Origin of the sequence: Apibacter muscae (assembly GCF_007845635.1) — a bacterium.
GTDB lineage: Bacteria > Bacteroidota > Bacteroidia > Flavobacteriales > Weeksellaceae > Apibacter > Apibacter muscae.
Genome location: NZ_SELG01000041.1, coordinates 203,637 through 227,987 on the forward strand (window position 1 = coordinate 203,637; position 24,351 = coordinate 227,987).

Annotated in this window: 21 protein-coding genes and 1 riboswitch; of the genes, 17 read left to right on the forward strand and 4 right to left on the reverse strand. The window is 27.7% G+C overall.

The genetic code is table 11. The features are described from left to right. Positions 1 to 7 precede the first annotated feature (7 nt). Positions 8 to 940 (forward strand): tRNA epoxyqueuosine(34) reductase QueG, encoded by a 933-nt coding sequence (gene queG / locus ETU08_RS10095; RefSeq protein WP_146262902.1) that lies wholly within the window; start codon positions 8 to 10, stop codon positions 938 to 940. Between the two features lie 5 nt (positions 941 to 945). Here the strand turns inward: queG and ETU08_RS10100 are convergent, their stop codons facing one another. Beyond that, positions 946 to 1,797 carry a fructosamine kinase family protein gene (locus ETU08_RS10100; RefSeq protein ID WP_146262903.1) on the reverse strand — a complete coding sequence of 284 codons (852 nt, stop codon included), beginning with the start codon at positions 1,795 to 1,797 and terminating at the stop codon, positions 946 to 948. A 314-nt stretch (positions 1,798 to 2,111) separates the two neighbouring features. Between ETU08_RS10100 and ETU08_RS10105 the strand changes: the two genes are divergently transcribed. The 9 genes from ETU08_RS10105 to ETU08_RS10145 all read left to right on the forward strand — a co-directional run bounded on the left by ETU08_RS10105 (position 2,112) and on the right by ETU08_RS10145 (position 14,104). Beyond that, on the forward strand, positions 2,112 to 3,320 hold the full coding sequence (locus ETU08_RS10105; protein WP_146262904.1) for a serine hydrolase domain-containing protein: 1,209 nt from the start codon (positions 2,112 to 2,114) through the stop codon (positions 3,318 to 3,320). A 135-nt stretch (positions 3,321 to 3,455) separates the two neighbouring features. Continuing rightward, positions 3,456 to 3,557: riboswitch (SAM riboswitch) on the forward strand. 148 nt (positions 3,558 to 3,705) lie between these two features. Next, a complete protein-coding gene (locus tag ETU08_RS10110) occupies positions 3,706 to 4,842 on the forward strand; it encodes a trans-sulfuration enzyme family protein (protein WP_146262905.1) in 1,137 nt (378 codons plus the stop codon). Between the two features lie 14 nt (positions 4,843 to 4,856). Continuing rightward, positions 4,857 to 6,050 (forward strand): homoserine dehydrogenase, encoded by a 1,194-nt coding sequence (locus tag ETU08_RS10115; RefSeq protein WP_146262906.1) that lies wholly within the window; start codon positions 4,857 to 4,859, stop codon positions 6,048 to 6,050. Between the two features lie 144 nt (positions 6,051 to 6,194). Then, entirely contained in the window at positions 6,195 to 8,813 is a 2,619-nt protein-coding gene (locus ETU08_RS10120; RefSeq protein ID WP_146262907.1) for a valine--tRNA ligase, read from the forward strand. A 154-nt stretch (positions 8,814 to 8,967) separates the two neighbouring features. Next, positions 8,968 to 9,822, forward strand: a complete 855-nt coding sequence (locus ETU08_RS10125; RefSeq protein WP_146262908.1) for a glycosyltransferase family 2 protein — start codon at positions 8,968 to 8,970, stop codon at positions 9,820 to 9,822. Beyond that, entirely contained in the window at positions 9,819 to 10,934 is a 1,116-nt protein-coding gene (locus ETU08_RS10130; protein ID WP_146262909.1) for a glycosyltransferase family protein, read from the forward strand. Before ETU08_RS10125 ends, ETU08_RS10130 begins: the two co-directional genes overlap by 4 nt. After that, positions 10,931 to 11,731 (forward strand): FkbM family methyltransferase, encoded by an 801-nt coding sequence (locus tag ETU08_RS10135; protein ID WP_146262910.1) that lies wholly within the window; start codon positions 10,931 to 10,933, stop codon positions 11,729 to 11,731. Before ETU08_RS10130 ends, ETU08_RS10135 begins: the two co-directional genes overlap by 4 nt. Positions 11,732 to 11,744: 13 nt before the next feature. Continuing rightward, entirely contained in the window at positions 11,745 to 13,232 is a 1,488-nt protein-coding gene (locus tag ETU08_RS10140) for a lipopolysaccharide biosynthesis protein (RefSeq protein WP_146262911.1), read from the forward strand. 71 nt (positions 13,233 to 13,303) lie between these two features. Next, a complete protein-coding gene (locus ETU08_RS10145; protein WP_146262912.1) occupies positions 13,304 to 14,104 on the forward strand; it encodes a peptidase associated/transthyretin-like domain-containing protein in 801 nt (266 codons plus the stop codon). Positions 14,105 to 14,171: 67 nt separating this feature from the next. Here the strand turns inward: ETU08_RS10145 and ETU08_RS10150 are convergent, their stop codons facing one another. Beyond that, positions 14,172 to 15,398, reverse strand: coding sequence for an aminotransferase class V-fold PLP-dependent enzyme (locus ETU08_RS10150; protein WP_146262913.1), 1,227 nt, complete (start codon positions 15,396 to 15,398; stop codon positions 14,172 to 14,174). Positions 15,399 to 16,057: 659 nt separating this feature from the next. Between ETU08_RS10150 and ETU08_RS10155 the strand changes: the two genes are divergently transcribed. The 4 genes from ETU08_RS10155 (at position 16,058) to ETU08_RS10170 (ending at position 21,306) form a co-directional block, all read left to right on the forward strand. Then, complete coding sequence (locus ETU08_RS10155; RefSeq protein WP_146262914.1) at positions 16,058 to 16,477, forward strand: helix-turn-helix transcriptional regulator; 420 nt, start codon at positions 16,058 to 16,060, stop codon at positions 16,475 to 16,477. Positions 16,478 to 16,938: 461 nt separating this feature from the next. Next, a complete protein-coding gene (locus tag ETU08_RS10160; protein WP_146262915.1) occupies positions 16,939 to 17,736 on the forward strand; it encodes a hypothetical protein in 798 nt (265 codons plus the stop codon). Further along, positions 17,729 to 20,233 (forward strand): DEAD/DEAH box helicase, encoded by a 2,505-nt coding sequence (locus tag ETU08_RS10165; protein ID WP_146262916.1) that lies wholly within the window; start codon positions 17,729 to 17,731, stop codon positions 20,231 to 20,233. The genes ETU08_RS10160 and ETU08_RS10165 overlap by 8 nt, the downstream gene beginning before the upstream one ends. A gap of 344 nt (positions 20,234 to 20,577) precedes the next feature. Continuing rightward, a complete protein-coding gene (locus tag ETU08_RS10170; RefSeq protein WP_146262917.1) occupies positions 20,578 to 21,306 on the forward strand; it encodes a carbonic anhydrase family protein in 729 nt (242 codons plus the stop codon). Positions 21,307 to 21,458: 152 nt separating this feature from the next. Here the strand turns inward: ETU08_RS10170 and ETU08_RS10175 are convergent, their stop codons facing one another. Next, positions 21,459 to 21,794, reverse strand: coding sequence for a winged helix-turn-helix transcriptional regulator (locus ETU08_RS10175; protein ID WP_146263128.1), 336 nt, complete (start codon positions 21,792 to 21,794; stop codon positions 21,459 to 21,461). Positions 21,795 to 21,885: 91 nt separating this feature from the next. Between ETU08_RS10175 and ETU08_RS10180 the strand changes: the two genes are divergently transcribed. Next, positions 21,886 to 22,485: a nitroreductase family protein gene (locus tag ETU08_RS10180; protein WP_146262918.1), complete on the forward strand. Its 600-nt coding sequence runs from the start codon at positions 21,886 to 21,888 to the stop codon at positions 22,483 to 22,485. Positions 22,486 to 22,726: 241 nt separating this feature from the next. Here the strand turns inward: ETU08_RS10180 and ETU08_RS10185 are convergent, their stop codons facing one another. Beyond that, on the reverse strand, positions 22,727 to 22,927 hold the full coding sequence (locus tag ETU08_RS10185) for a SymE family type I addiction module toxin (protein WP_221410380.1): 201 nt from the start codon (positions 22,925 to 22,927) through the stop codon (positions 22,727 to 22,729). 127 nt (positions 22,928 to 23,054) lie between these two features. On the opposite strand from ETU08_RS10185, the gene ETU08_RS10190 reads away from it, so the two are divergent. Both ETU08_RS10190 and ETU08_RS10195 read left to right on the forward strand, forming a co-directional pair. Then, positions 23,055 to 23,480 carry a helix-turn-helix transcriptional regulator gene (locus ETU08_RS10190; RefSeq protein ID WP_146262919.1) on the forward strand — a complete coding sequence of 142 codons (426 nt, stop codon included), beginning with the start codon at positions 23,055 to 23,057 and terminating at the stop codon, positions 23,478 to 23,480. Positions 23,481 to 23,973: 493 nt separating this feature from the next. Beyond that, positions 23,974 to 24,297, forward strand: a complete 324-nt coding sequence (locus ETU08_RS10195; protein ID WP_146262920.1) for an ArsR/SmtB family transcription factor — start codon at positions 23,974 to 23,976, stop codon at positions 24,295 to 24,297. Positions 24,298 to 24,351 lie beyond the last annotated feature (54 nt).

The window sequence follows — 24,351 nt, forward strand, 5'->3', positions numbered from 1 at the left end:
CTAATCTATAATTTTGAATAAAGAACAGCTTACTCAATTCATAAAACAAAAATCTCAAGAACTTTCTTTTTTAGATTGTGGCATTTCTAAATCAGGCTTTTTAGAAGAAGAAGCCCCACGTTTAGAGAAATGGTTGAAAGAGGGCAATCAAGGGAAAATGTCTTATTTAGAAAATCATTTTGATAAAAGATTAAATCCCTCACTATTGGTAGATGGAGCCAAATCTGTGATTAGTTTTTCCTACAACTACTACCCATCAGAAACTCAAAAATCCGATACCTATAAAATAGCTAAATACGCTTATGGAGAAGATTACCATATAGTTATCAGAGAAAAACTTGAGTTTTTAATTCATCTGATTAAAGAAAAAGTGGGAGATTTCTCTTATCGAGTATTTACAGATTCTGCTCCAGTTATGGAAAGAGCTTGGGCTAAAAAATCAGGTTTGGGCTGGATAGGTAAAAACTCGTTATTATTATCTAAACAAAAAGGTTCATTCTTTTTCTTAGCAGAAATTATTTGCGATTTAGAATTAGAGTATGATTCTCCTTTTAAAACCAACCATTGTGGAAGTTGCACACGTTGTATAGATGCTTGTCCTACCCAAGCAATCATTTCTGAAAAAGTTATAGATTCTAGAAAATGTATTTCATATTTAACCATTGAACTTAAAGATGAAATAGGGGAAGAGTTTAAGGGAAAAATGAAGGATTGGATCTTTGGTTGTGACATTTGCCAAGATGTTTGTCCTTGGAATCGATTTTCAAAACCCAATACTGAATCAAGATTTCAACCTTCTTCAGATTTATTAGACTTTACTTATAAAGATTGGGAAGATTTGGAAGAGGAAACTTTTAGAAAAATTTTTAAACATTCAGCAATAAAGAGAGCTAAGTATTCGGGTTTAAAAGGAAATATAAATTTTATAAAAAAGAAATAATTTTTCTAATAAAAATTTTTTAGAATATTTTTTACTTCGTCTATATAGAAACCTCCGAATTCATAAGCATGAAACATTAAAGGATACAATTGTGTGTAGGGCAAACGAGCTTTCCATCCGTTCTCTAAAGGAAATACTTCATTATAAGATTCATAAAATAAGGGAGAAAAACCTCCAAATAATTTCGACATTCCTAGATCCATTTCTCTATGTCCATAGTAGACAGCTGGATCAATAAAATAAATTTCTTGTGTATTAGAGATAATAAAATTACCACTCCACAAATCACCATGTAAAAGAGAAGGATTTTCAGTTGGAAAAATTTCATTTATGGAATTACAAAATTTCTCAGTAGATAGTAAATCCTTAGAATTAAATTTTTTATCATTAAATAATTTCTCTGCTAAAGGCAAGATTCTAAAATTGCTATAAAGATCTTTCCAAGATATACATTGAGGTTTTTTTTGAACTAGAGTTCCCAAATAATTATCCTCAGTAAATCCATAATACGGTTGGGGAATGGAATGCATTTTAGCTAAATTTGAACCAAAAATTTCCCATGTTTTTTCCTGGGGAGTACCTTTTTCGATCCATTTTAAAATTAAAAATTGCAAGTGATCTTCTTCGCTACATTCAATGATCGTAGGAATTTTAAATGTTTGTGATTCTTCAATCACTTTTAAACCATTGTATTCACATTGAAATAAATTAGGGTAATGGGATTTTAAATTGTACTTTAAAAACATTTTGCCTTGATCGGTATCTAAATAATAGGTTTGATTAATATCTCCGCCAGAAATAAATTTATAATTTTTTATTTTAAAAGAAAGAATATTTAAAATTTTTAAGAGTTCCATCTTAATTTATAATTAAAGATTTTCAAGTTCTAAAGTTGTAATTATAAAAATATGAATTTTATAATTTTTTGAAAATAGGCTAATAAAGAAATGATCTCAAAACTATATATAAATTTAAATTCTACTATTTTAAGGCATAGGAATTGCTACATTCAAAGTTTTGTTAAGATAAATTTAAAATTTAATTCTTGTAAATGCAAGTAGAATTATTTGTAAGCATAGTTGATGCTTGATATATATACTAAATTATTTATAACAAAAAATTTATAGCATAAATAATATTTAAATATTTAAAACATTATTTTAAAATTCTCATGATAATAAGTAAATATACAGGATTCATTCTTTTAATCTTTATAGTTTTTTGTAATACCCTAATATCCTGTAATAAATCTGAAAAAATAAATAAAAATTCTAATCATAGTTTACAAAATCCACCCATTCCATCTTATTCAGGGATTAATTTTCAATCTATTTTCACAGAAAGTGATAATTATTCTGCCGACGATAATAGAATAAAAGTTATATTAAATAAATATTATAAAGATGTATGGGAAACAGCTAAATTAAGTGGAGGAATTTTAGTAGCAAGAGGTAATAATATTTTACTAGAAAAATATTCTGGATATTCAAATTATGATCTTAAAACTTCTATAACAGCTACAACGCCTATGCATGTAGCCTCTATTAGTAAAATACTAACCTCTTTAGTAATATTAAAATTGGTTGAAGTAGGTGAAATAAACTTAAATCAAAAAGTAAACACCATTCTGAAAAACTTTCCATATTCAGAATTAACCATACAAGATTTATTGACACATAGAAGCGGTTTACCCAACTATGCCTATTTAACGGATAAAAATACAGATAGAACGACCTTACTATCTAATCAAGACATTTTAAACTTATTTTCAAACACACAACCGGAGCTTTTATTTAAAAGAGACACACAATTTTTATACTCAAATACAAATTTTGTTCTACTAGCCTTAATCGCTGAAAAAATTACGAATACTTCTTTTCCAAGTCTTGTAAACTATATGATTTTTAAACCTTTGGGCATGGATCATTCCTATATACTTCAAGAGAAATATGTGCCATATTCAACATTATCCTACTATGCCAATGGAAAACCTTATAATTTTGAATATTTAGACCTGATATACGGAGATAAGAATTTATATACTACTCCTGATGATTTATTTAGATTGAGTAAAGCTATGTTTGCTCCAAATTTTTTACCTAAAAATTTGCTAGAAAAAATGTTCACCCCTTATAGTAATGAAAAAAAAGGGATTAAGAATTATGGTCTAGGAATGCGATTAATGGTTTTTGAAAACGGGAAGAAGATAGTTTATCATACCGGTTGGTGGCACGGAAGTAATGCAATATTTATTCATCTTCTTGATGAAAAAGTTACCATTATTGCTATAGGTAATAAATATTCAAGAGCCATATATTCTGCTATAAATTTAACCGCTCTTTTTGGTGATTATCCTTTGAATATGGAGGATCTTCATTAATTTAAAATCTTTAACTTATATTTCATTCAAATTTTTTAAACTTCTATTAAAAGTTAAATTAAAATAAATTTTTCTTGTTTGCTAAAAAAAAAATAAATAAGTTTGCATGAGATAAACCTAAGATCATTAACAAAATACTTATCAAGAAAGGTGGAGGGATTTGGCCCTATGATACCTTAGCAACCCTCTGTAATGAGTAGGTGCTGCATCCAACCCTTATATAAGGAAAGATAAGTTGTAAGTAGCTTTAAATTTAAAACAATAATATTTAAGAATAGCTTCTTCCAATTTTATCGGAAGAAGCTATTTTTTTTAAAAGCCTCTTGAGTAAGTTATTTTTTGATGATTGATTAATAAATTTTACTAATTAATTAATAAAAAATTCATGAAATTACAAACCAAACTCGTACACATTTCTAAGCCTGATGAATTAACTGGCGCCATTTCAACCCCTATTTATCAAACGTCTTCCTATATCCAAGAATCTCCAGATGTACACAAAGGATTTGCCTATTCTAGAACTGCCAATCCGACTAGGAAAGTGGTTGAACAAGCCATAGCAGAGTTAGAAGGCGGAGTTTCAGGATTTGCCTTTTCGTCTGGTTTAGCAGCTACTGATTGTGTATTAAAGCTGTTAAATCAAGGAGATGAAGTGGTTGCAGGTAATGATATTTATGGAGGTACTTACCGAATATTAAGTACGGTATATAATCGATTTGGAATTACTTCCAAATTTATAGATACCACCGACGTAAAAAACGTTGCAAATGCAATTTCTGATAAAACAAAAGTAATTTGGATTGAAACTCCCACCAATCCAACATTAAAAGTATCAGATATTAAAGAAATAGCTAAAATAGCTAAGAGTATAGGAGCATGGCTGATTGTAGACAATACTTTTTTATCACCTGCCTTGCAGCGTCCAATAGAATTAGGTGCAGATATAGTTGTTCATAGCGGTACCAAATATTTGTCCGGACATGGAGATGTATTGTCCGGATTCGTAGTAGTTAAATCAGAGGAAGTTGCCGAGCAACTTAAATATATTCAAAATACCTCAGGGGCTGTTTTATCACCTTTTGATTCATGGCTAACTTTAAGAGGAATTCAAACCTTAGCTTTACGTTTACAAAAACATTCTTCCAATGCTCAAAAAATAGCTGAATATCTTTTAACTAACCCAAAAATCGATAAAGTGTACTATCCAGGGTTAAAAAACCATAAAAATCATGAGATTGCTTTAAAACAACAAGATGCTTTTGGAGGAATGGTTTCTTTTAGTTTAAAAGAAGATACATTAGAAGCAGCAACACGCTTTCTTACAAAAACAAAAATATTTATATTAGCTGAGAATTTGGGAGATGTGAGAAGTTTAGCTAGTCATCCAGCAACAATGACACATAAATCAACCCCATCTCAAATAAGAAGAGAAACAGGTATTCAAGATTCTTTAATACGTTTATCGGTAGGTATTGAAGATCCTGAAGACTTAATTAAAGATATAGAACAAGCATTGTGTTAATACGATAAATTATTATGAAAAGAAATAGGTTGAAATTAGGTATTTTTGGATTTGGGTGCGTAGGTACAGGGCTTTACAAAGTGCTAGAGGAAACGGGTAGTGTAGAAGCAAATATAAAAAAAATATGTATAAAGCATGCCAATAAGTCTCGCCCTATTGATGCAAAATACTTTACAACCCAAAAAGATGATCTTTTAAACGATCCGGAAATCAATGTAATTGTTGAATTAATTGATGATGCAGAAGCTGCTTTTGAAATTGTATCAGAAGCAATGCGAAAGGGTAAAGACGTTGTTTCAGCCAATAAAAAAATGATTGCGGAGCACTTGCCAGAACTCTTGGAACTTGAGAAAAAATATCAAGTTTCATTTTTATACGAGGCATCTGTATGTGCAAGTATTCCCATCATTAGAAATTTAGAGGAATATTATGATAATGATTTATTAACATCAGTTTCAGGAATATTTAACGGTTCTACCAATTATATTCTTACTCAAATGATTGATGACAATATTCCCTATCCAGAAGCTTTAAAAGAGGCACAAAATAAAGGATTTGCAGAAACTGATCCTACTTTAGATGTGGAAGGTATTGATCCGAAATATAAGTTATGTATAATTTTATTCCATGCCTTTGGTTTAAGTACTAAGCCTGAAAATATTTTTAATTTTGGAATATCTAGGATTAATGATTTTGATTTAAATTTTGCTACCCAACGCAATTATGCAATTAAATTAATTGCTAGTTGTAAGAAAAACGGAAATGAGATTAGTGGCTTAGTTGCACCAAGTTTTATTGAAAATAAAGATCCTTTGGCATACGTAAAATATGAATACAATGGAGTAGTTTTAGAAAGTGCTTTTTCCGAAAACCAATTGATGATCGGTAAGGGAGCTGGAGATAAACCTACAGGATCTGCTGTTCTTTCAGATATTTCTGCCTTAACTTATGGGTATAGGTATGAAAATAAAAAATATTTACATGTAGATCCATCATTAAAACTGGAAAGTACAGGTAAATATAGAGTTTATGTTAGATATTATGATGATTTTGATAGCTTTGATGATTTTTTATCCATTGAAGAAAAATTTATTAGCCCGCAAGGAAATTATTTCATTGGAATCATAACATTGGATAAAATCATAAATTCAAAATGGATAAAAGATAATAAAATCAATGTTATATTTTGTAATCAAAATATTGAATAATTTACAATAAATTAATCACGAAAAAACCAGAAATTAACTTTCTGGATTTTTTTTAAATATATACACATTATAATAATTCGACTTTAAAAAAGATTCTAAAAATATTACATTTGTATTCATATTACAAATCATAAATAAAATTTCATGTCAGAAATAGAATCCAAATATTCGCCCAATCAAATAGAATCTAAATGGTATCAGTTTTGGATGGATCATAAATTCTTTCATTCAGAACCCAACGATAAAAAACCTTATACCATTGTAATACCTCCACCCAACGTTACAGGAGTATTACATATGGGTCATATGTTAAACAATACCATTCAGGATGTATTAATTAGACGTGCGCGAATGTTAGGATTTAATGCATGTTGGGTTCCTGGTACCGATCATGCCTCTATTGCTACTGAAGCTAAAGTAGTAGACAAGCTTAAAGAAGAGGGTATAAATAAACATGAAATAGGTAGAGAAAAATTTTTGGAACATGCTTGGGAATGGACCCATAAACATGGGGGTATTATTTTAGAACAATTAAAGAAATTAGGATGTTCTTGCGATTGGGACAGAACAAAATTCACTCTGGATGAAGACTTAAATACTTCCGTTATTAAAAGCTTTGTAGATTTATATAGAAGAGGATATATCTACAAAGGAAATAAAATGATTAATTGGGATCCTGAAGCACAAACCAATATTTCTGATGAAGAAGTTATATATAAAGAACAAAACGGGAAATTATTTTATTTAAAATATAAAGTTGTCGGTGAAGATAGATTTATAACGGTTGCAACCACTCGCCCGGAAACAATTTTTGGCGATTCGGCCTTATGTATTAATCCCAACGATGAAAGATATACTTTTCTAAAAGGGAAAAAGGTAGTTGTACCAATCGTTAATAGAGAAGTTCCAGTGATTGAAGATGCTTATGTAGATATAGAATTTGGTACGGGTGCTTTAAAAGTTACTCCGGCCCATGATGTGAATGATTACCAATTGGGTCTAAAACATAATTTAGAAGTTATAGATATTTTTGAAAAAAATGCTACTTTAAACGATAAAGGACTTCACTACCAAGGCAAAGACCGTTTTATAGTTAGAAAGGAAGTTGTTAAAGAGTTAAAAGAAAAAAACTTATTAGAAAAAGAAGAGGATCATTTAAACAAGGTTGGAACTTCTGAGAGAACGGGAGCAGTAATAGAACCTAGATTATCTATTCAATGGTTTATGAAAATGGGTGATTTTTCTAAATCTGCTTTAGATGTAGTATTAAAAGATGAGTTAAAATTATATCCGGAAAAATTCAAAACTACTTATAAAAATTGGTTAGAGCATGTTCACGACTGGAATATTTCTCGACAATTGTGGTGGGGACATCGTATACCCGCTTTCTATTACGGAACCGATGAAGACGATTTTGTAGTGGCGGAAACATTGGAAGAAGCTTTGATCTTAGCCCAACAAAAAAATCCTAATATTAAAGCTGAAAACTTAACTCAAGAAGATGATGTTTTAGACACTTGGTTTTCTTCTTGGTTATGGCCAATATCTGTTTTTAATGGGATTAATGAACCCCAAAACAAAGAAATCAATTATTATTATCCTACCCAAGATTTAGTAACAGGTCCCGATATCATTTTCTTTTGGGTAGCCCGAATGGTAATGGCAGGTTATGCTTTTAGAAATGAAAAACCATTTTCCAATGTTTATTTTACGGGAATAGTAAGAGATAAACAAAGAAGAAAAATGTCTAAACAATTGGGGAATTCTCCAGACCCCATAGATTTGATTAAACAATACGGTGCAGATGGCGTAAGGGTAGGAGTCTTGCTAAGTTCATCAGCGGGAAATGATCTTATGTTTGATGAAGATCTTTGTTTACAAGGTCGTAATTTTGCCAATAAAATTTGGAATTCTTATCGATTAGTGAAGTCTTGGGAAATTGCTTCAGATAAAGTTTTACCAATTGAAAATAAAGAAGCTATTGTTTGGTTAAAAAATAAAATTTCTAAAACAATTGATCAGACCAATTTAGATTATAAAAAATATAAGATTTCTGAGGCATTAATGTCCTTGTATAAATTGGTTTGGGATGATTATTGTTCGTGGTATTTAGAAATAATAAAGCCTCCATTTGGTGAAAAAATAGATAAAGAATCTTACAATGAGACACTTTCCATTTTAGAAGACTTACTAAAATTGTTGCATCCCTATATGCCATTTATTACAGAAGAAATATGGCAAAATATGAAAAATAGAGATATCAACGAAAGTTTAATTATATCCACTTATCCCGAAAATATTCCTTACGATGATAATTTAATAGCTAAATTTGAAAAATCGAAAGAAATCGTTACCGCAGTTCGAAATTTTAGATCTGGAAAAGGAATTTCTCCTAAGGAAGCTTTTGAATTATATATTGGTTCAGAAGAAAGTATAGATAATTTGGAAAGTGTAAAAAAACTAGCCAATTTAAGTACTATTTACTGTAATAAAAATACAGATTTACCTGCTTATAAATTTTTAATTGATAAAACAGAGTTTTCAATACCTTTTGCAGAAACTATCAATATAGAAGACGAAAAGAAAAAACTACAAGAAGAAATTAATTATTACCAAGGGTTTTTAAAGGGGGTAATGGCAAAATTGTCCAATGAAAAATTTATGAATGGAGCGCCAGAAAAGGTTATTGAAATAGAAAGAAAGAAGCAAGCCGATGCTTTACAAAAAATTGAAATTTTGAATAAACAATTGCTGAGCTTGTAATTATGGTTTAGATAAAAATTAAAGCAGATTAATCATAAGTTTTGTTTTGCTTTAATTTTTTCAATTATAAAATAATTGGATAGGCTCATTTGAGTTATAATCAATTTAATTCTAAATTTTTAGATATGAATCTTATGAAAATATATATACCAAATTGAAATTACTTGTAATTATACCTGTTTATAACGAAGCAGAGTTTCTTCTATCTTGTTTAGAGTCATTTGAAAATCAAACTTATGACAAAATTACTTGGGTAATAGTTAATGATGCTTCCACAGATAAATCTCCAGAGATCATTCAAAATTTTATAAAAGATAAACCTAATTTTCAATACCTTAGCCTCAATCATCGATCAGAACATAGTCCTGGGGCTAAGGTGGTACGAACCTTTTATTCCGGCTTAAATACTGTTGACTATTCACAATATGATGCAATAGCTAAGTTAGATGCAGATATTATTCTACCTCCGGACTATTACAAAATAATGATTAATACATTGAAAGCTAATTCCAGAGTTGGAATGGTTGGAGGTTTGGTATATACAAAACAAAATGGAGTTTGGGCTCATGAAGGAGTTGCAAATAAAAATCATATACGAGGAGCAATAAAAACCTATAGAAGACAATGTTTTGAAGATATAGGAGGATTAAGGGAAACTTTGGGTTGGGATAATCTAGATGTTCTATTGTCCCATATGAAAGGTTGGGAAGTAAGGGTAATTAAAGATATTTGGGTTAAATTGCTAAAACCTACCGCCCATGTCTATAAGGATACCAAAGCAGAAAAATTAGGAAAGTACTATTATAATATAGGATTAGACTACGGTCTTGCATTTATTTCTAGTGCTAAAGCTGCATGGATAGATAAATCTGTAAAGAATTTTTTTATTTCCTACAGAACTTATGTAAAAATGAGTGTAAAAAAAACGAAAAGAGAAATTACTCCTGAAGAAATAAAGTTTATAAGAAAGTTTCGATGGTATGAGACTTTACAGAAGATAGGTTTATGAAGAATGTAGCTATTTTAGAATTTGAAACTCACTCTCATTTGCTCTATTTGTGGGATAGGATACTTCAAGATCAAAATAGTTACCAATACCATTTTTTTGTATCCAAAAATATTAATAAACAGCTAAGGGATATAACTTCTACTAAAATAACAGTAATTGAACATTTTATTGATTTAAATAATAAATTGTTTAGCTATGATTTAGTAATTATTAATACACTACATAGAAATTTTGAAAAGTATGCTCTTATATTTGAAAATTATAAGACACTTTTATTAGTTCACAATTCTAATTTTTATTTTAAGTCTGCCAATTATAAATTTATATATCTCTTTAAAAATTTCAATGTTCAATTGAATTATTATTATCTTAAATTAATTTATAAAGAAAAAATTTATAAAAATAGGAGTATTATAAATAGGGCAGGGGGATTTGGGGTTTTATCTGAAGAAATTCTTAATTACAATTCCAATCAATATAAAAATAAGTATTACGTTCCTTTATTTTATAATAAGTCTGTTGAAATCTCTCCAAACCAATCACAAATAAAGATTGTTATTCCTGGTAATATTTCCCAAAGAAGAAGAGACTACGATTTGATATTTAAAATCTTGCCAGAATTAGCTCCGAAAGCCAATTTATGTTTTGTTTTTTTAGGAAAGCCTGAAAATATTAAAATGCAAAAAAAATTAGAAAATTTTTCTAAATCTAAATTTTCGAACAGAATTCAAATTAAATATTATTCTCAATGGATTTCACAAAAGGAATTTGATGCTGAAATGTTTTCATCCCATTATCTACTATGTCCTTTGCATAAAGAAACCTCCTTTTATTTACAAAAAGAAATTTATGGAAAAACTAAGATTTCAGGAAATGAAACCGATTGCATCTATTATGGAAAAATAGGAATTTTCCCAGAATTTTATAAAATGAAAAATTGGGATAATCTTTATTATAAAAATCAACAAGACTTAATTAATATTTTAGAAAATATTACCTTTGAGAAATATATTGAAGACACCAAAGGATTATTAAAGAATGCCAAATTATTCTCCCAATCAAATGCAAGTAAGCATATGATCAATGTCTTTGATAAATTAATAAATGTATGACGAAATTTAGAGAAAAATTAATAGAATTCACCTATAAATACTTGCCTTACTTATATAAAAAAAGATTTTTTAAAAAGTTAAATCATTTAACAAAAATAAATATCGAAGAAAGAAATGTAGAATATGAATTTCTTTATTTATCAGAATATTTGAAACCGAACAATGTTTTTTTTGATGTTGGTTCGAATGTAGGATCATACCTTTATTATGTAGAAAAAATTATTGGTTCTAATCATATTTATGGCTTTGAACCCAATCCTTATTTATTTAAAAGAACTAAACATTTATTTCCTTCTGTACATTTAGAACATTTGGCACTGTGTAATACTCAGGGAACATTAACCTTTAAAGTTCCCAGTATAAATAATGAAGAAATATCCACGAGAGGTACTCTGAAAACTGAATATGTTGAGGATAATGAAACCTCTTTTAAATTATTAGGGGTACCTGCGGATACCTTAGATAATTACGTAAATAATAACCATATTAAAAAAATAGATTTTTTGAAGATTGACGTTGAAGGAGCGGAGATGGATGTAATTGCTGGAGGCATAAATGCTATACAAAAATTTAAACCGATTTTAATCGTTGAAGTAGAAGAGAGGCATCATAATCAGGAATCTGTATGGAAGGTAATACAGCCTATTTTAAAATTGGGTTACGATCCCTATTTTTGGGACAAGAATTCTTTTCAATTAAAGAATTTCACCTCAATGGTAGATACGAATCAAAAGAATTCAGATATTCAAAATAAAAAACAATATTTAAATAATTTTATTTTCTTACCAAAAAATTAAATTGATCTAAGGAATGGGAATTGTTGCCCGGCAGGGAATAAAATACAGTATTGTTAGTTATTTAAGTTTTTTATTGGGAACTTTCTCTACCATAGTAATTTATCCGGCAGATACAGAGTTTTTAGGAAAAATACGTTTCATACAACCATCGGCAGAAATTATTTTTCCATTTATGGTATTTGGTCTTAGTTATGCCAATATAAAATATCATCAAAAATTTAAGGCTAAAAATCAACAAATAGATTTTTTACTATTTTCTATAAAGTTTATATTCCTAAGTTTTATAATACTTTCACTCATCTTTTGGCTTTTAGCTACTTATTATTCAGGTATAAGCAGTTCCGATTTTTGGAAAATGAAACAATACATTTTACCCGCAGCCTTATTTTTAGCAATTACTCAACTATTTTCAAAATATGTTTCCAATTTTAAAAGAGTTGCCATTACAGGAATATTCGAAAATTTTTTCCCCAAACTAGGTTCTCTAGTAGGTTTTGTATTTTGTGTGTATATTGGATTTTCATCCTCTGCGTCCTTATCCATATTTGTTTTTTTCTTTGCTATAGCTATGCTGGGAATGGTGCTATATTTTTTTAAGCTAAACAAGGATAAGAGAAGTAATCGCTTAGATATTCTTAAAGACAAACCCTTTAGAACTGAAGTTTTTTATTTTTGTTTTTTCTCAGTACTCGGTAGTTTAGGAAACCAACTAGCATTGCGCATAGATAATCTTATGATTTCGGAACTTATAGATTATAAACAGAATGGAATTTACTCCATCTTAATGTCTATTATAGGATTTCTAACCATACCTTTGGCCGGAATATTTGCAATTTCAGGACCTATAATTGTTGAAAAAATAGAAAACCATAAATTCGAGGAACTAGGAATCTTCTATAAAAATATTTCTAAATATTTATTTTTATTTGGAACTGTATTATTAACATGTATTCTCTCTGGGATGGAATACCTTTTTTTATTAATGAAAAATGGTAAAGATCTCTTAGATGCTAAAGCGATCATTTACATACTAGGAGTATCAACCTTGTTTGATTTAGCTACAGGTTTTAACAGCCATATAATTACCTACTCAAAATACTATAGATTTAATATCTATACAATGCTTTTTTTAGCAGGGTTAACCATATGCACGAATTGGATTTTTATAAAACATCTAAATCTTGGTATTGAAGGAGTAGCTATTGCTACAGCTATTTCATTAACTATATATAATATTGTTAAACTGTGGTTTAACTATGCTAAATTTAAAATTCATCCCTTTACTATTCAATACTTATATATATTAATAGTTGGAATCATCGCCTATGGAATTGCTTTAATAATTCCAGAATCTACCATTAATTTTATAAATCTAATAACTAAGCCTTTAACTGTACTAATAACTTTTTCCCTAAGCAATTTACTATTCAAATTTGTACCTTTAGATAAAATATGCAATAAAAATTGGAAAACATTTTTAACAGGAGTAAATAAAAAATAAATTTTATGAGTTAAAAATGGAAATAAATAAGAATTTCTTAACGTTTATATTGTATAATACCTAAAAAATTAATGAATATATATAAAAAATACCTATCCATAAGTTTCATACTTATATATTCTTGTTTCACTTATTCCCAAGAAAGATTATTGAAAGGCAAAGTATATTTTTTTGATACTTCTTCGGAGGAATCAGTTGCTGATATTTACGTAAAAAATATAAATACCGGCTATACCACTATAACCGATTTAACAGGAAATTTTGTTATACCTGCACAAGCAGAAGATAAAATACAATTTACTTCTTATCATACAGAAGAACGAATCGTAACTGTTACACCAACAATGTATGAAGAAAAAAAAATGAGAATTCAATTGGATATTTCTACCGGAACGGTTTTAGAAAGTGTTACAGTGGTAGTACTTAAATCTTATGGAAGTTTAGAATTGGATGTTAAACGAATTCCTATGAAGAATAAAACCAACGAACTGATGAATAAACTAGGAGAATTAATGCCTACGCAAAAAATGGACGGTTCTACAGATTTAGATTCGCAGTTGGCACGTTTAGCACCTATGAAATTTAGTATAGACAATATGCTAGGAGCCTTGTCTGGAGAAACTAAAAAGAAAGAAAAATTATACATTTATGAAGATCGCATGAATGTTTTGCAAGATATTAGAGACTATTTAGGAGATCAATATTTTATCGATCAAGGGTTAAATAAAGATCAAATCAATGAATTTTTATTATTTACGTATTTAAATTACAACTTAAGATATTTCTACGATCATCAGAATTATTATGTAATTCTAAGCATTTTCAATAAATCAATTGAAAATTATAAATCTAAAAAAAATGAATCTAAGTAATAAGTCCTTTAAAATCCAAGTGCTTATCTTTGATAAGCACTTGGATTTTAAATAAGTAAGGTAAATTTTATAATAACATTTTTTTTGCTTCTTGAATACCGTTTACAAGTAAATCTATATCCTCCAGCGTATTATAAACAGCAAAAGAAGCACGAATGGTTCCCGGTATTTCAAATCTTTTCATTATAGGTTGGGCGCAATGGTGTCCCGTACGTACCGCTATTCCATGTTTGTCTAAAATAAATCCAACGTCAGAAGAATTTGTATTGGCTATATCCAGATTAAAAGAGATCAATCCAGCCCTCTGTTTAGCATTTTTAGAATATATCGTTAAGTTTTCAATTTCTTCTAGTTTTTGGGTTGCATACTTTAGTAATTCATCTTCATGATGTTGAATATTTTTTAAACCTAAACTTTGTATAAATTCAATGGATTTTCTCAAAACAATATTTCCTGCAATATTAGGAGTGCCTGCTTCAAATTTAAATGGCAATTCGGCAAAAGTGGTTTTTTCAAAAGTAACTTCTTTAATCATTTCACCACCGCCTTGGTAGGGATCCATAACCTCCAAAAGATGTTCCTTTCCGTAAAGAATACCCACACCTGTAGGTCCATACATTTTATGAGCCGAGAAAACATAGAAATCCGCGTCTAGTTCTTGCACATCCACCTTTAAGTGTGGAATGGATTGTGCCCCATCAATCAACACATAGGCACCGGCTTGATGCGCGAGTTGTATAATGGATTCTATAGGATTTACAACACCTAAAGCATTGGATACATGGTTTACCGCTACCAATTTTGTTTTTTCCGTCAAAAGATTTTTATAATCCTCCAGAATTAAATCTCCATGCTCATCTACTGGGATAATTTTTAATATCAAATCTTTTCGATTGGCTAACAGTTGCCAAGGAACAATATTGGAATGATGTTCTAACTGAGAAATTATAATTTCATCACCAGCCTTTAACAATCTTTCTAAACCAGAAGCTACTAAGTTTATACCTTCGGTCGTCCCTTTGGTAAATATAATTTCATAGTCTTTCTTAGCATTTATAAATGATTGTACCACCTTTCTGGATTCTTCCATTTCCATAGTAGCCAATTGGCTTAAGGTATGGATCCCTCTGTGTACATTGGAATTGATGGTTCGGTAATAGTTAATTTCTGCATCCAAAACTATATTAGGCTTCTGCGTGGTTGCAGCATTGTCTAAATATACAATTGTATGATTGTTTACTTTTTCACCTAAGATAGGAAATTGGGTTTGTATATGTTTTGTATCAATACTCATTTTAAAATTTAATAGAAACCCAAAGTTAGTGAAAATTAAGATGGCAATAAATAGAATAGGAATTGAAAAACCCTATTTAACATAATATAAATTATAGGCAAATTTTTAGATTTTAGATTTTTAGTGATTTTCAGCAAGTTTTAAAATGATTCCAATCAATCAATGATTGTCAAATTTCACATTTCAAGTGCATATACTTTAAAAATTAACAACCTTTAGAAAAAATTTATGTAATAAATTTTTTTGCACTAAATAACTATACGTTAAATCTGAAAAGTTATTCAGATTTTATTAGTGAATACTTGCAAAATTTTATTTATAGGTATCATCCTTTATATATGTAAAAAATTTCATCTAGGACCGTTTTATTTGCGCATAAATATTTTATACTTCTTTATTAAATTCTAAAGATATTTAGGTATTTAAAGTATATAAAAATTAGATCCTAGTATTAATTATATAAGATTAAAGAATCAACCCTTTTTACTCTCATATCTTCTTTTTCATCCTTTCTATTTAACATAATATTTTAAAATTTAATATTTAGTACAAAAATTCCTTGTTTTAATTATTATATGCCCACTTCAGACAAGTGATAGACTTGTATTTTAGATCATTTTTGTATCTTAGCCCAAAGATAAATTTATAGATTTGTAACTATGACTATTGAAAACCCTACCCCAAAGAATATTCACCAAGGCCGTAATATAAAACGTTTCCGAGAAATGTTAGGAATAAAACAGGAAGCATTGGCTTGGGAACTGGGTGAAGACTGGAACCAGAAGAAAATTTCATTACTGGAACAAAAAGAACAGGTGGAAGATAAAGTGTTGGAAAAAATTGCTGAAATTTTAAAAGTTCCTTCGGAAGCTATTAAAAATTTTGATGATGAGCTTGCTATAAATGTTATTTCTAATACAATAAACAATAATGACAATGCTACTATGACAAATCCGGCGGTTTTAAATTATCAACCAAGCTTTAATCCTGTGGATAAAATGGTGGAGCTTTATGAACGTATGCTCCAACAACAAAAGGAAATGATCGAAAAGTTAGAGAAGTTGATTGAGAGGAAGTAATAACTTTTACTTGAAAGTTAAAAAGATAAAACAAAGTATTTGAAGGATATTTAGAATAGAATGAATATAAGCAATAATTATTATATAATATAAACATCTATTAAAAGTTAGTTTCAATATAATATCTTCTCCCTTATCTCATTTTTTTTAGGTTAAATAATCTAATGATAAATAACACCACTCATAAAAATAATATTTATATTTCTTTATTTATCATAATTATATTTACCATGCTGAATGATTCATGTTTAATTTGATGATAAATTTCACTTCTATATATTTGTATAAATATTTTTTTATCTTAGCATAAAATAAAAAATAGTTGCTTTATGAATTTATTAAATAATAATTTTTGTTTTTATTCAATTCTAATTATACAGCGATATTGTTTATACCATTAATTATAAATCCATTCAGTTTTAATTATATAATTTAAAGTTGGATTATAGTTATCATAGAATATGAATATATTCTTAAAAATGATTAGAGTGTTTAAAGATTCTAAATTTAAAATTTCGGAAAATTTTTCCCTACATTTCATAAATATTGAAACATATTCTTCTGATCTTATAAATCTTATAAAATCAGAGATAGTGAAAGTTTGGGATGGAGATTTATCAGAATACGAATTATCCCTCGTTAAAAATCAAATCAAACGTTTTTTTAAGGAAAAAACTGAAAATCAAAATTATGGATTCGTTGCAGAATTTATTTGTCATTTATATTTACGCTATATAGGTTTTCAACAATATTCTGTTTTAAAAAATCTAGAAGAAATTAAAGCTCCCAAAAAAGGTTTTGATGGTTTATACGAGAAAGATGGAATTGTATGGCTAATTGAAAGTAAATCTGCAAGTCCTAATAGAAAAACATTTGTAACCCATAAAAATAAAGTTGCTGAAGCGTATAGAGATTTAAAAGATAAACTTGAAAAGAACACATCGGATGAAAATAAAAATAATCCTTGGGAGAATGCTAAAAGTCATTTTTTGTATACTCAAAAAAAAGATGATTCTATCTTTAAACATATAAATCGTTTAAGCATTAGTTATGAAAAACAAGATATAATGAAAATCGATGATTTTAATGTGATTCCTTGTTCTACAATTTATTTGGACAAAGACTACTGTGAAATAAATAATGTTGAATTAGAAAAAAGTCTTAAATCTTTATTAAATAGATATAAAGCAAAAAATATGTCTGTACTATGTATTAATAAAAAAGATATTAAATGTTTTATAAATTTTATTTATGAGTAAAGACCTAAATGCTATATCGAATTTGTATAATGATTTAAATTTTAGAAATATCTTTAAAAAATTATGTCTCGAAGAAATTTTAACTTCTGATGAAAAAGAGTTTATTTTAGCAAGCTCCTTACTATTATTTGATTTTTATAACAGAGATAATCGTTCTAAAGCTTATTTTAGATTAGGTTATTACATATTACTTAAATATGGAAATATATATAAGGATTATAAACCTCTTTATGAAATAAGTTTACAACTTGGATTATATCCTTTGGTAGATTATGTCATAAAAAAAAAAGATACCCAATTATATGAAATTGATACATCAAACAGAATTTTAGATGTTTTTTCTTATACTTCATATAAGAAAAACTTTCGATCACCAGAAAAATATATTGAAACTTTTGAGCAAAAACAATCTAGAGAAAAATTGATTGAAAGCACATCAAATCAACTTGCTTTTATAGCGCCAACTTCATATGGAAAAAGCTCAATTATTAAACAATTTATTATAAAAAAAAATTTCCAAAGAATTGTAATAATTGTACCTACAAAATCCCTTTTAGCCCAAACATACAAGGACATTAGTAGTTCAATTAAAGGCTATAAATTAATTCTGCATGAAGAAATGTTTAATCAAGAGCAAAATTTTATAGGTGTATTAACTCAAGAAAGAGCAATAAGACTTCTTGTTAAGAATCCTGAATTATTTTTTGAAATTCTTTTCATTGACGAAGCTCATAAGTTATTAGATAGAAATTCTAGAAGCTTTCTATTATCAAGAGTTATGCAATTAAATTATAAGAGAAATAATAACCAGAAGATAGTATATCTTTCCCCTTTAATAGAAGATGTTTCAAGTTTAAAAACTAAAAAATCAAATATTGGAAATGTTTTTTCTCAAAAAATTGAACTTGATTTAAAATCATTCGAAGTTTTTTTGTTTGATAATAATAAATCATTTTTTTTTGATAAATATTTAAATAAAGAATATAATATAGATACTAATATTGAATATTTTGAATACATTAATAAATACTCGTTATCCAAAAATTTCATTTTTAATTCTCGACCTAAAAAAGTTGAAGAATTTGCACTAGAATTAATAAATAATATTAAAAAAATTAAAGAGGATTGCAATATTCAAAGAATTATTAATACACTTTCAAAAGAAGTTCATAAATCCTTTTACATGATTAATTGTATACAGAAAGGAGTTATTTATATACACGCGAAAATTCCTAACATTATTAAAGAATACTTAGAATATTGTTATAAAAAATATCCTTCTATTAACTATGTAGTTGCTAATACGGTAATTTTAGAAGGAATTAATCTTCCAATTGAAACTATTTTTATTACATCAAACGGTTCAGGAAATAAAAATGAAAAATTAAAAATTAAAGATTTAGTAAATTTAGTTGGTAGGGCTAATAGACTAAATTATGTTTTCAGTTCAGAAAAAAAGGATTTAGAAAGTTTAATATCAAAAATTCACTTTTTAAATCATTCATATTATCAAGGAAATAACGATATACGAACTTCTATAAAAAATTTAAGAGAATATTCTTTTAAAGATTTAATTTTTAATCCATTATTAGAAAATTATAATATTGAAGATATAAAATTCAATGGAAAAAAGGATACATTAATAGAAATTAAAGAAAAACATAAAATCGAAGATTCTAAAATAAATGATTATACAGATTTTATGTTAGCAGTTCCTAATACAGCATTAGATAAAATTAAAAAATATTTTATAGAAAACTCTTTATATAAATTTTTTTCAGATTTAGATTCTTTAATTAATCAAATTGAAATCAATATAAAGAATTATTCTTTTAAAGAAGATGATATTTTATTAGATATTCTATATAAAATATTTTTTTACAATACTGAGGATTATATTTGTGATTTTGAATTAGAAAGATTAAAAAACAAATCTGCAAGAAAATTTTATAATTATTTTTTACTTGTGACTCAAAAACAGCATCTAAATGAAAGAATTAACTCAACTGTTAAATATTTAGAGAGAAAATCTATAACTGATGATCCTTATTTGTATATAGGTTCAAGTTATGGAGAAATTCCTCGACTAACTGAAAAGTATAATAATAATCATTTTAACTATAATGTATATATAGATTTAAGAAAAAAACCTAAAGAAGAATTAGTAAATCTTGCAATCGTAAAATTAAAGATTGAAGAAGATTTTGTAAACTATAAACTGATTTCCTTAATTGTATTTCTTCGTGATTTTAAAATTATACCTGAAAAATACTATTTCAATTATATATATGGAACAACTGATGAAAAAGTAATTAGCTTAGTTCGTTTTGGTATTAATATAAGTATAATTAATAAACTAAAAAATGACGATAAACTATTTTATTTAGATTTTGATATCTATGGAAATTTAAAGATTAAAGATAAAGATAAATTCAATCAATATCTTAAAAAACAACCAGAATTATTCAAATTTGAAATTAATAAATATATTAATTAATTTAAACTAAAATTGATGTAAAGTTTCAATAAAAATCTTTATAAAAAAAAATTAAATTTTATAAAATTTAAATTCTTAATATTATAATGATTAATATAATTTATAATAACTATATACTTTATAATTATAAAAATGAGTACTAAATATTTAATTTTAAACCATCGATCATAAAAATTATGCTTATTTATTTTTATATTTAATCAATTATATATTAATAGTTTAATTGTAATCAATCATAAATATTAAATAAAAAAATAAACATTTTATATATTTTAAAAATTTGGTACGATTTTTTCTATGGGTTAAGAGCTTTCTTAAAGCAAATTAACACTAAAAAACTTTACATGAGACGATTAATTATTTCTCTAGGTGTAACTTTTTTGCTGTTTTCATGCAAAAATAATCTAGAAGATCCTTTAACCATTGTTACCAATGATGAAATTATTAGTAACAAAATCATAACCAAAGAAGATCAAGAAAAATTAACTCCCGATCAAGTAATTCAAGATTTAAAAGAAGGTAATAAAGATTTTGTTGATGATAAACTAACCATCCGCAACAATTCAGAAAGAGTTCGTGAGGCTTCGTTAGGACAATATCCGGAAGCTGTAGTTTTGTCTTGTTTAGATTCCAGAGTACCCGTAGAAGATGTTTTTCACAAAGGCATTGGAGATATATTTGTAACAAGGGTAGCTGGAAATATTGTTAATGATGATATTTTAGGTAGTCTAGAATATGCCTGTAAAGTATCCGGGTCTAAAGTAGTCTTGGTTTTGGGGCATGAACATTGCGGGGCTATAAAATCTAGTATTAAAGGGGTTGAACTTGGACATATCACCCATTTGCTGGACAAAATAAAACCTGCGGTGCTGGAAGCTAAAGAAACTTTTAAAGGAGAACAATCAGCAAAAAATCCTGAATTTGTAGATGCTGTTTGTAAATATAATGTAGAACTATCCATAAAAGAAATTAGGGAAAGAAGCCCAATACTAAGAGATATGGAAGAAAAAGGAGAAATAAAAATTATTGGAGGTATCTACGATATGAAGGAGGGGAAAGTAGAATTTCTATAATTCTAAGATTTTTAGTAAAAAATCTTAAAAAGTATACATTACTTTTCTATTACACTTAAATTTTTGTCCCATAATATACTATATAACTATGCTTGATGAACGGAAAGCATAGTTTTTTTTTATAAATAAAGTTTAGTAAGTAATTAATTTTCTTAAATTTTCTGATTATACTTTGCAGCCATTTTCCCCCATTCAGATATGGCCTCTAGCAAAGGTATTAATGTTTTACCAAAATCGGTCAATTCATAATCTACCTTTAAAGGAGGTTTTTGGGTATGCACCGTGCGTAGCACTAAACCATCCGCTTCCAATTCTTTCAATTGCAGGCTTAGGGTTCTTTCCGTAATCACGGGGATATTTTTCCTCAACTCGTTATATCTTTTTTTTTCCTTTAAATGAATTAATATCACAGATTTCCATTTTCCACCAATATAGCTCATGGTTAGGCTTGTACTGCAAGGATATTTTTTATTCTCTATATAATACATGGTACTATCCATTTTAATAGTTCTTGCAAAAATAATAAACTATACTTAATTTTGCTACTATAAAAAATATAGTATAACAAAAACTTTAAATATGAATTTTTTAGAATTAGCAAGAAATAGATACACAACCAAACAATACGATACCACAAAAAAAGTATCTGACGAAGATATTGAAAAGTTAAAAGAAATTTTACAATTAGGACCCTCCTCTATCAACTCTCAACCCTGGAAATTTACCATTGTATCTAATGAAGAACTTAAAAAGAAATTTGCTAAATCTTCATTTATCAATGAAAGTAGAGTAAACCAAGCTAGCCATTTAGTAATATTTAGTTGTATAGATAATCTTTCCGTGTTTGAAGAATCAATGAAAGATTATTTAGACGAAGGGAGTATCAATTATTACAATCAAATGATCAAAACAAAACCTGAAACCACCATTAAAGAATGGCTACACAACCAAGTATATATATCGTTGGGGTATTTTCTTAGCGCTTGTGCTGCTATGGGTATAGACAGTACCCCTATGGAAGGGATTGTAAAAGAAGAATACGATGAATTATTGAAAATTAAAGACTATACAACCATGTTTGCCGTAGCCATAGGTTACAGAGATCCGGAAGATAAAAACCAACCCAATATTACTCCTAAATCTAGAAAAGATCAGGAACAGATAATTGAATTTAGATAAGAATCTCCTTTAAAAATAAATTCTGTATTATTTAAGAACAAAAAGCTATTTACCGTAGGTAAATAGCTTTCAGCAAAATTAGATAACCTGCAATACGTAATTAAAATAATAATAGCATTGCAGATGGAAGTAACTTAAATAATTAAGAATTAAATAAAAATGAACTTATTTTATATATGGGATTACAATTATAATCTATATTTATTAAAATAATTTTAGTGAGGAATATATCTCACCCAAACTATACTTTTTTTATAACAATTTGGTTTTTGTTGCACTCTAAGGTAAGAATATCCCCGGCTTTAAACCCAAAATCTTGCAACCATTTACCCGCCAACCTTATTTCTGGATAATAAACACAGCTATGGCGCATTCGTTCGAAACCTATATCATAAACTTTTTTAACCTTTATATTTCTTAAATTTTTTTCTTTGCTTTTCATTTATCATGTTTGTTACAAAACAATTCCATATTTTAAGCATATAAAAATCTTTGTATGGATATTTTACCGAATCATTTATCCTAAAATTTAGTAATTTAGCAACCATTAAAAAAATTATTTTTGTTCCATGAATGTAGAAGCAACACAGCCCAAAAATGTACACCAAGGAAGAAATATAAAGCGTTTTAGAGAAATGTTAGGGATCAAACAAGAAGCTTTAGCTTTTGAATTGGGGGAAGATTGGAACCAAAAAAAGATTTCACTTTTGGAACAAAAAGAAGAAATTGAACCTACCCTACTCCAACAAATTTCCGGAGTTTTAAAAATTCCGGTGGAAGCTTTTCAAAGTTTTGATGAAGAAAAAGCTATAAATATTATTGCTAATACATTTCATGATAGCGCTGTTGCAAATACTTTTAGTGATAGTGCACAAGTAAATTTTAAATGTACGTTTAATCCCTTTGATAAAGTTATGGAACTCTTTGAACGACTATTAGAAAGCGAGAAAGAGAAAACTAAACTAATGAAGGATATTTTAGACAAAATGGGTTAATTGTCTCAGATTAGCATTACAGCTAAGAATTTATTTAAACATCTACGACTTTTTTATTAAAAGAGAAAATAGTTAATCGTTATTCGGTTAAACTAATTAATTATAAGTTTCTGAAATATTTATAGTAAATATTTTTATCTTATCTTGTTTTTTATATTGGTGAATTATCCTGAATATAGATAATAATTTTCCACTTATAAAAAACTAAAAGATATATTTAACAAACCTATTTCTAACGAAATAAATTACCTCGTATCTTTATTAGAATTATGTGGTAAAGCAGAAATGTTAGATATGGATAATGATTTAAAATTTGAACTTTGGTATTTATTTCAGATATTTTGTTGTATGGAAAATCTAGATAAATTTATTCATAGATTTCATTCCGCTCTTTTAAATCTCATTACTTCAATAAAAATACATATGTAAAATTCCCTTCAAAAAATTTTGCAATATAATCCAGTGTTCGTATATTTGCGAAATACTAATAAGTATGAGTACAGAAAAAAAATATACACAAGAGCAGGAACAACTGGCTAGATTTGCCAAGGCAATGGGGCATCCGGTACGTATTGCTATATTGCAATTACTAGCCAGCCAAAGCTGTTGCTACCATGGAGATTTATCCGAAGTATTGCCCATAGCAAAAAGCACCCTCTCCCAACATTTAAAAGAATTAAAAGAAGCCGGACTTATTCAGGGAGAAATTAATCCTCCCTCCATTCGCTATTGTGTAGATAGAAAAAATATAGAACGATTAAAAACTTTATTTGATCAACTGTTTACCGAAATAGGTAAACAGAATGAAAGCTGTTAAAAAAATTTAGATCTAATGTTCGTATTTTTACGATATACAAACAATTGAATAATT

Coding starts and splice junctions, on each gene's coding strand:
- ETU08_RS10100 (WP_146262903.1), bottom strand. CDS start 1,797: ATGGAACTCTTAAAAATTTTAAATATTCTTTCTTTTAAAATAAAAAAT.
- ETU08_RS10105 (WP_146262904.1), top strand. CDS start 2,112: ATGATAATAAGTAAATATACAGGATTCATTCTTTTAATCTTTATAGTT.
- ETU08_RS10110 (WP_146262905.1), top strand. CDS start 3,706: ATGAAATTACAAACCAAACTCGTACACATTTCTAAGCCTGATGAATTA.
- ETU08_RS10115 (WP_146262906.1), top strand. CDS start 4,857: ATGAAAAGAAATAGGTTGAAATTAGGTATTTTTGGATTTGGGTGCGTA.
- ETU08_RS10120 (WP_146262907.1), top strand. CDS start 6,195: ATGTCAGAAATAGAATCCAAATATTCGCCCAATCAAATAGAATCTAAA.
- ETU08_RS10130 (WP_146262909.1), top strand. CDS start 9,819: ATGAAGAATGTAGCTATTTTAGAATTTGAAACTCACTCTCATTTGCTC.
- ETU08_RS10135 (WP_146262910.1), top strand. CDS start 10,931: ATGACGAAATTTAGAGAAAAATTAATAGAATTCACCTATAAATACTTG.
- ETU08_RS10140 (WP_146262911.1), top strand. CDS start 11,745: ATGGGAATTGTTGCCCGGCAGGGAATAAAATACAGTATTGTTAGTTAT.
- ETU08_RS10145 (WP_146262912.1), top strand. CDS start 13,304: ATGAATATATATAAAAAATACCTATCCATAAGTTTCATACTTATATAT.
- ETU08_RS10150 (WP_146262913.1), bottom strand. CDS start 15,398: ATGAGTATTGATACAAAACATATACAAACCCAATTTCCTATCTTAGGT.
- ETU08_RS10155 (WP_146262914.1), top strand. CDS start 16,058: ATGACTATTGAAAACCCTACCCCAAAGAATATTCACCAAGGCCGTAAT.
- ETU08_RS10160 (WP_146262915.1), top strand. CDS start 16,939: ATGAATATATTCTTAAAAATGATTAGAGTGTTTAAAGATTCTAAATTT.
- ETU08_RS10165 (WP_146262916.1), top strand. CDS start 17,729: ATGAGTAAAGACCTAAATGCTATATCGAATTTGTATAATGATTTAAAT.
- ETU08_RS10170 (WP_146262917.1), top strand. CDS start 20,578: ATGAGACGATTAATTATTTCTCTAGGTGTAACTTTTTTGCTGTTTTCA.
- ETU08_RS10175 (WP_146263128.1), bottom strand. CDS start 21,794: ATGTATTATATAGAGAATAAAAAATATCCTTGCAGTACAAGCCTAACC.
- ETU08_RS10180 (WP_146262918.1), top strand. CDS start 21,886: ATGAATTTTTTAGAATTAGCAAGAAATAGATACACAACCAAACAATAC.
- ETU08_RS10185 (WP_221410380.1), bottom strand. CDS start 22,927: ATGAAAAGCAAAGAAAAAAATTTAAGAAATATAAAGGTTAAAAAAGTT.
- ETU08_RS10190 (WP_146262919.1), top strand. CDS start 23,055: ATGAATGTAGAAGCAACACAGCCCAAAAATGTACACCAAGGAAGAAAT.
- ETU08_RS10195 (WP_146262920.1), top strand. CDS start 23,974: ATGAGTACAGAAAAAAAATATACACAAGAGCAGGAACAACTGGCTAGA.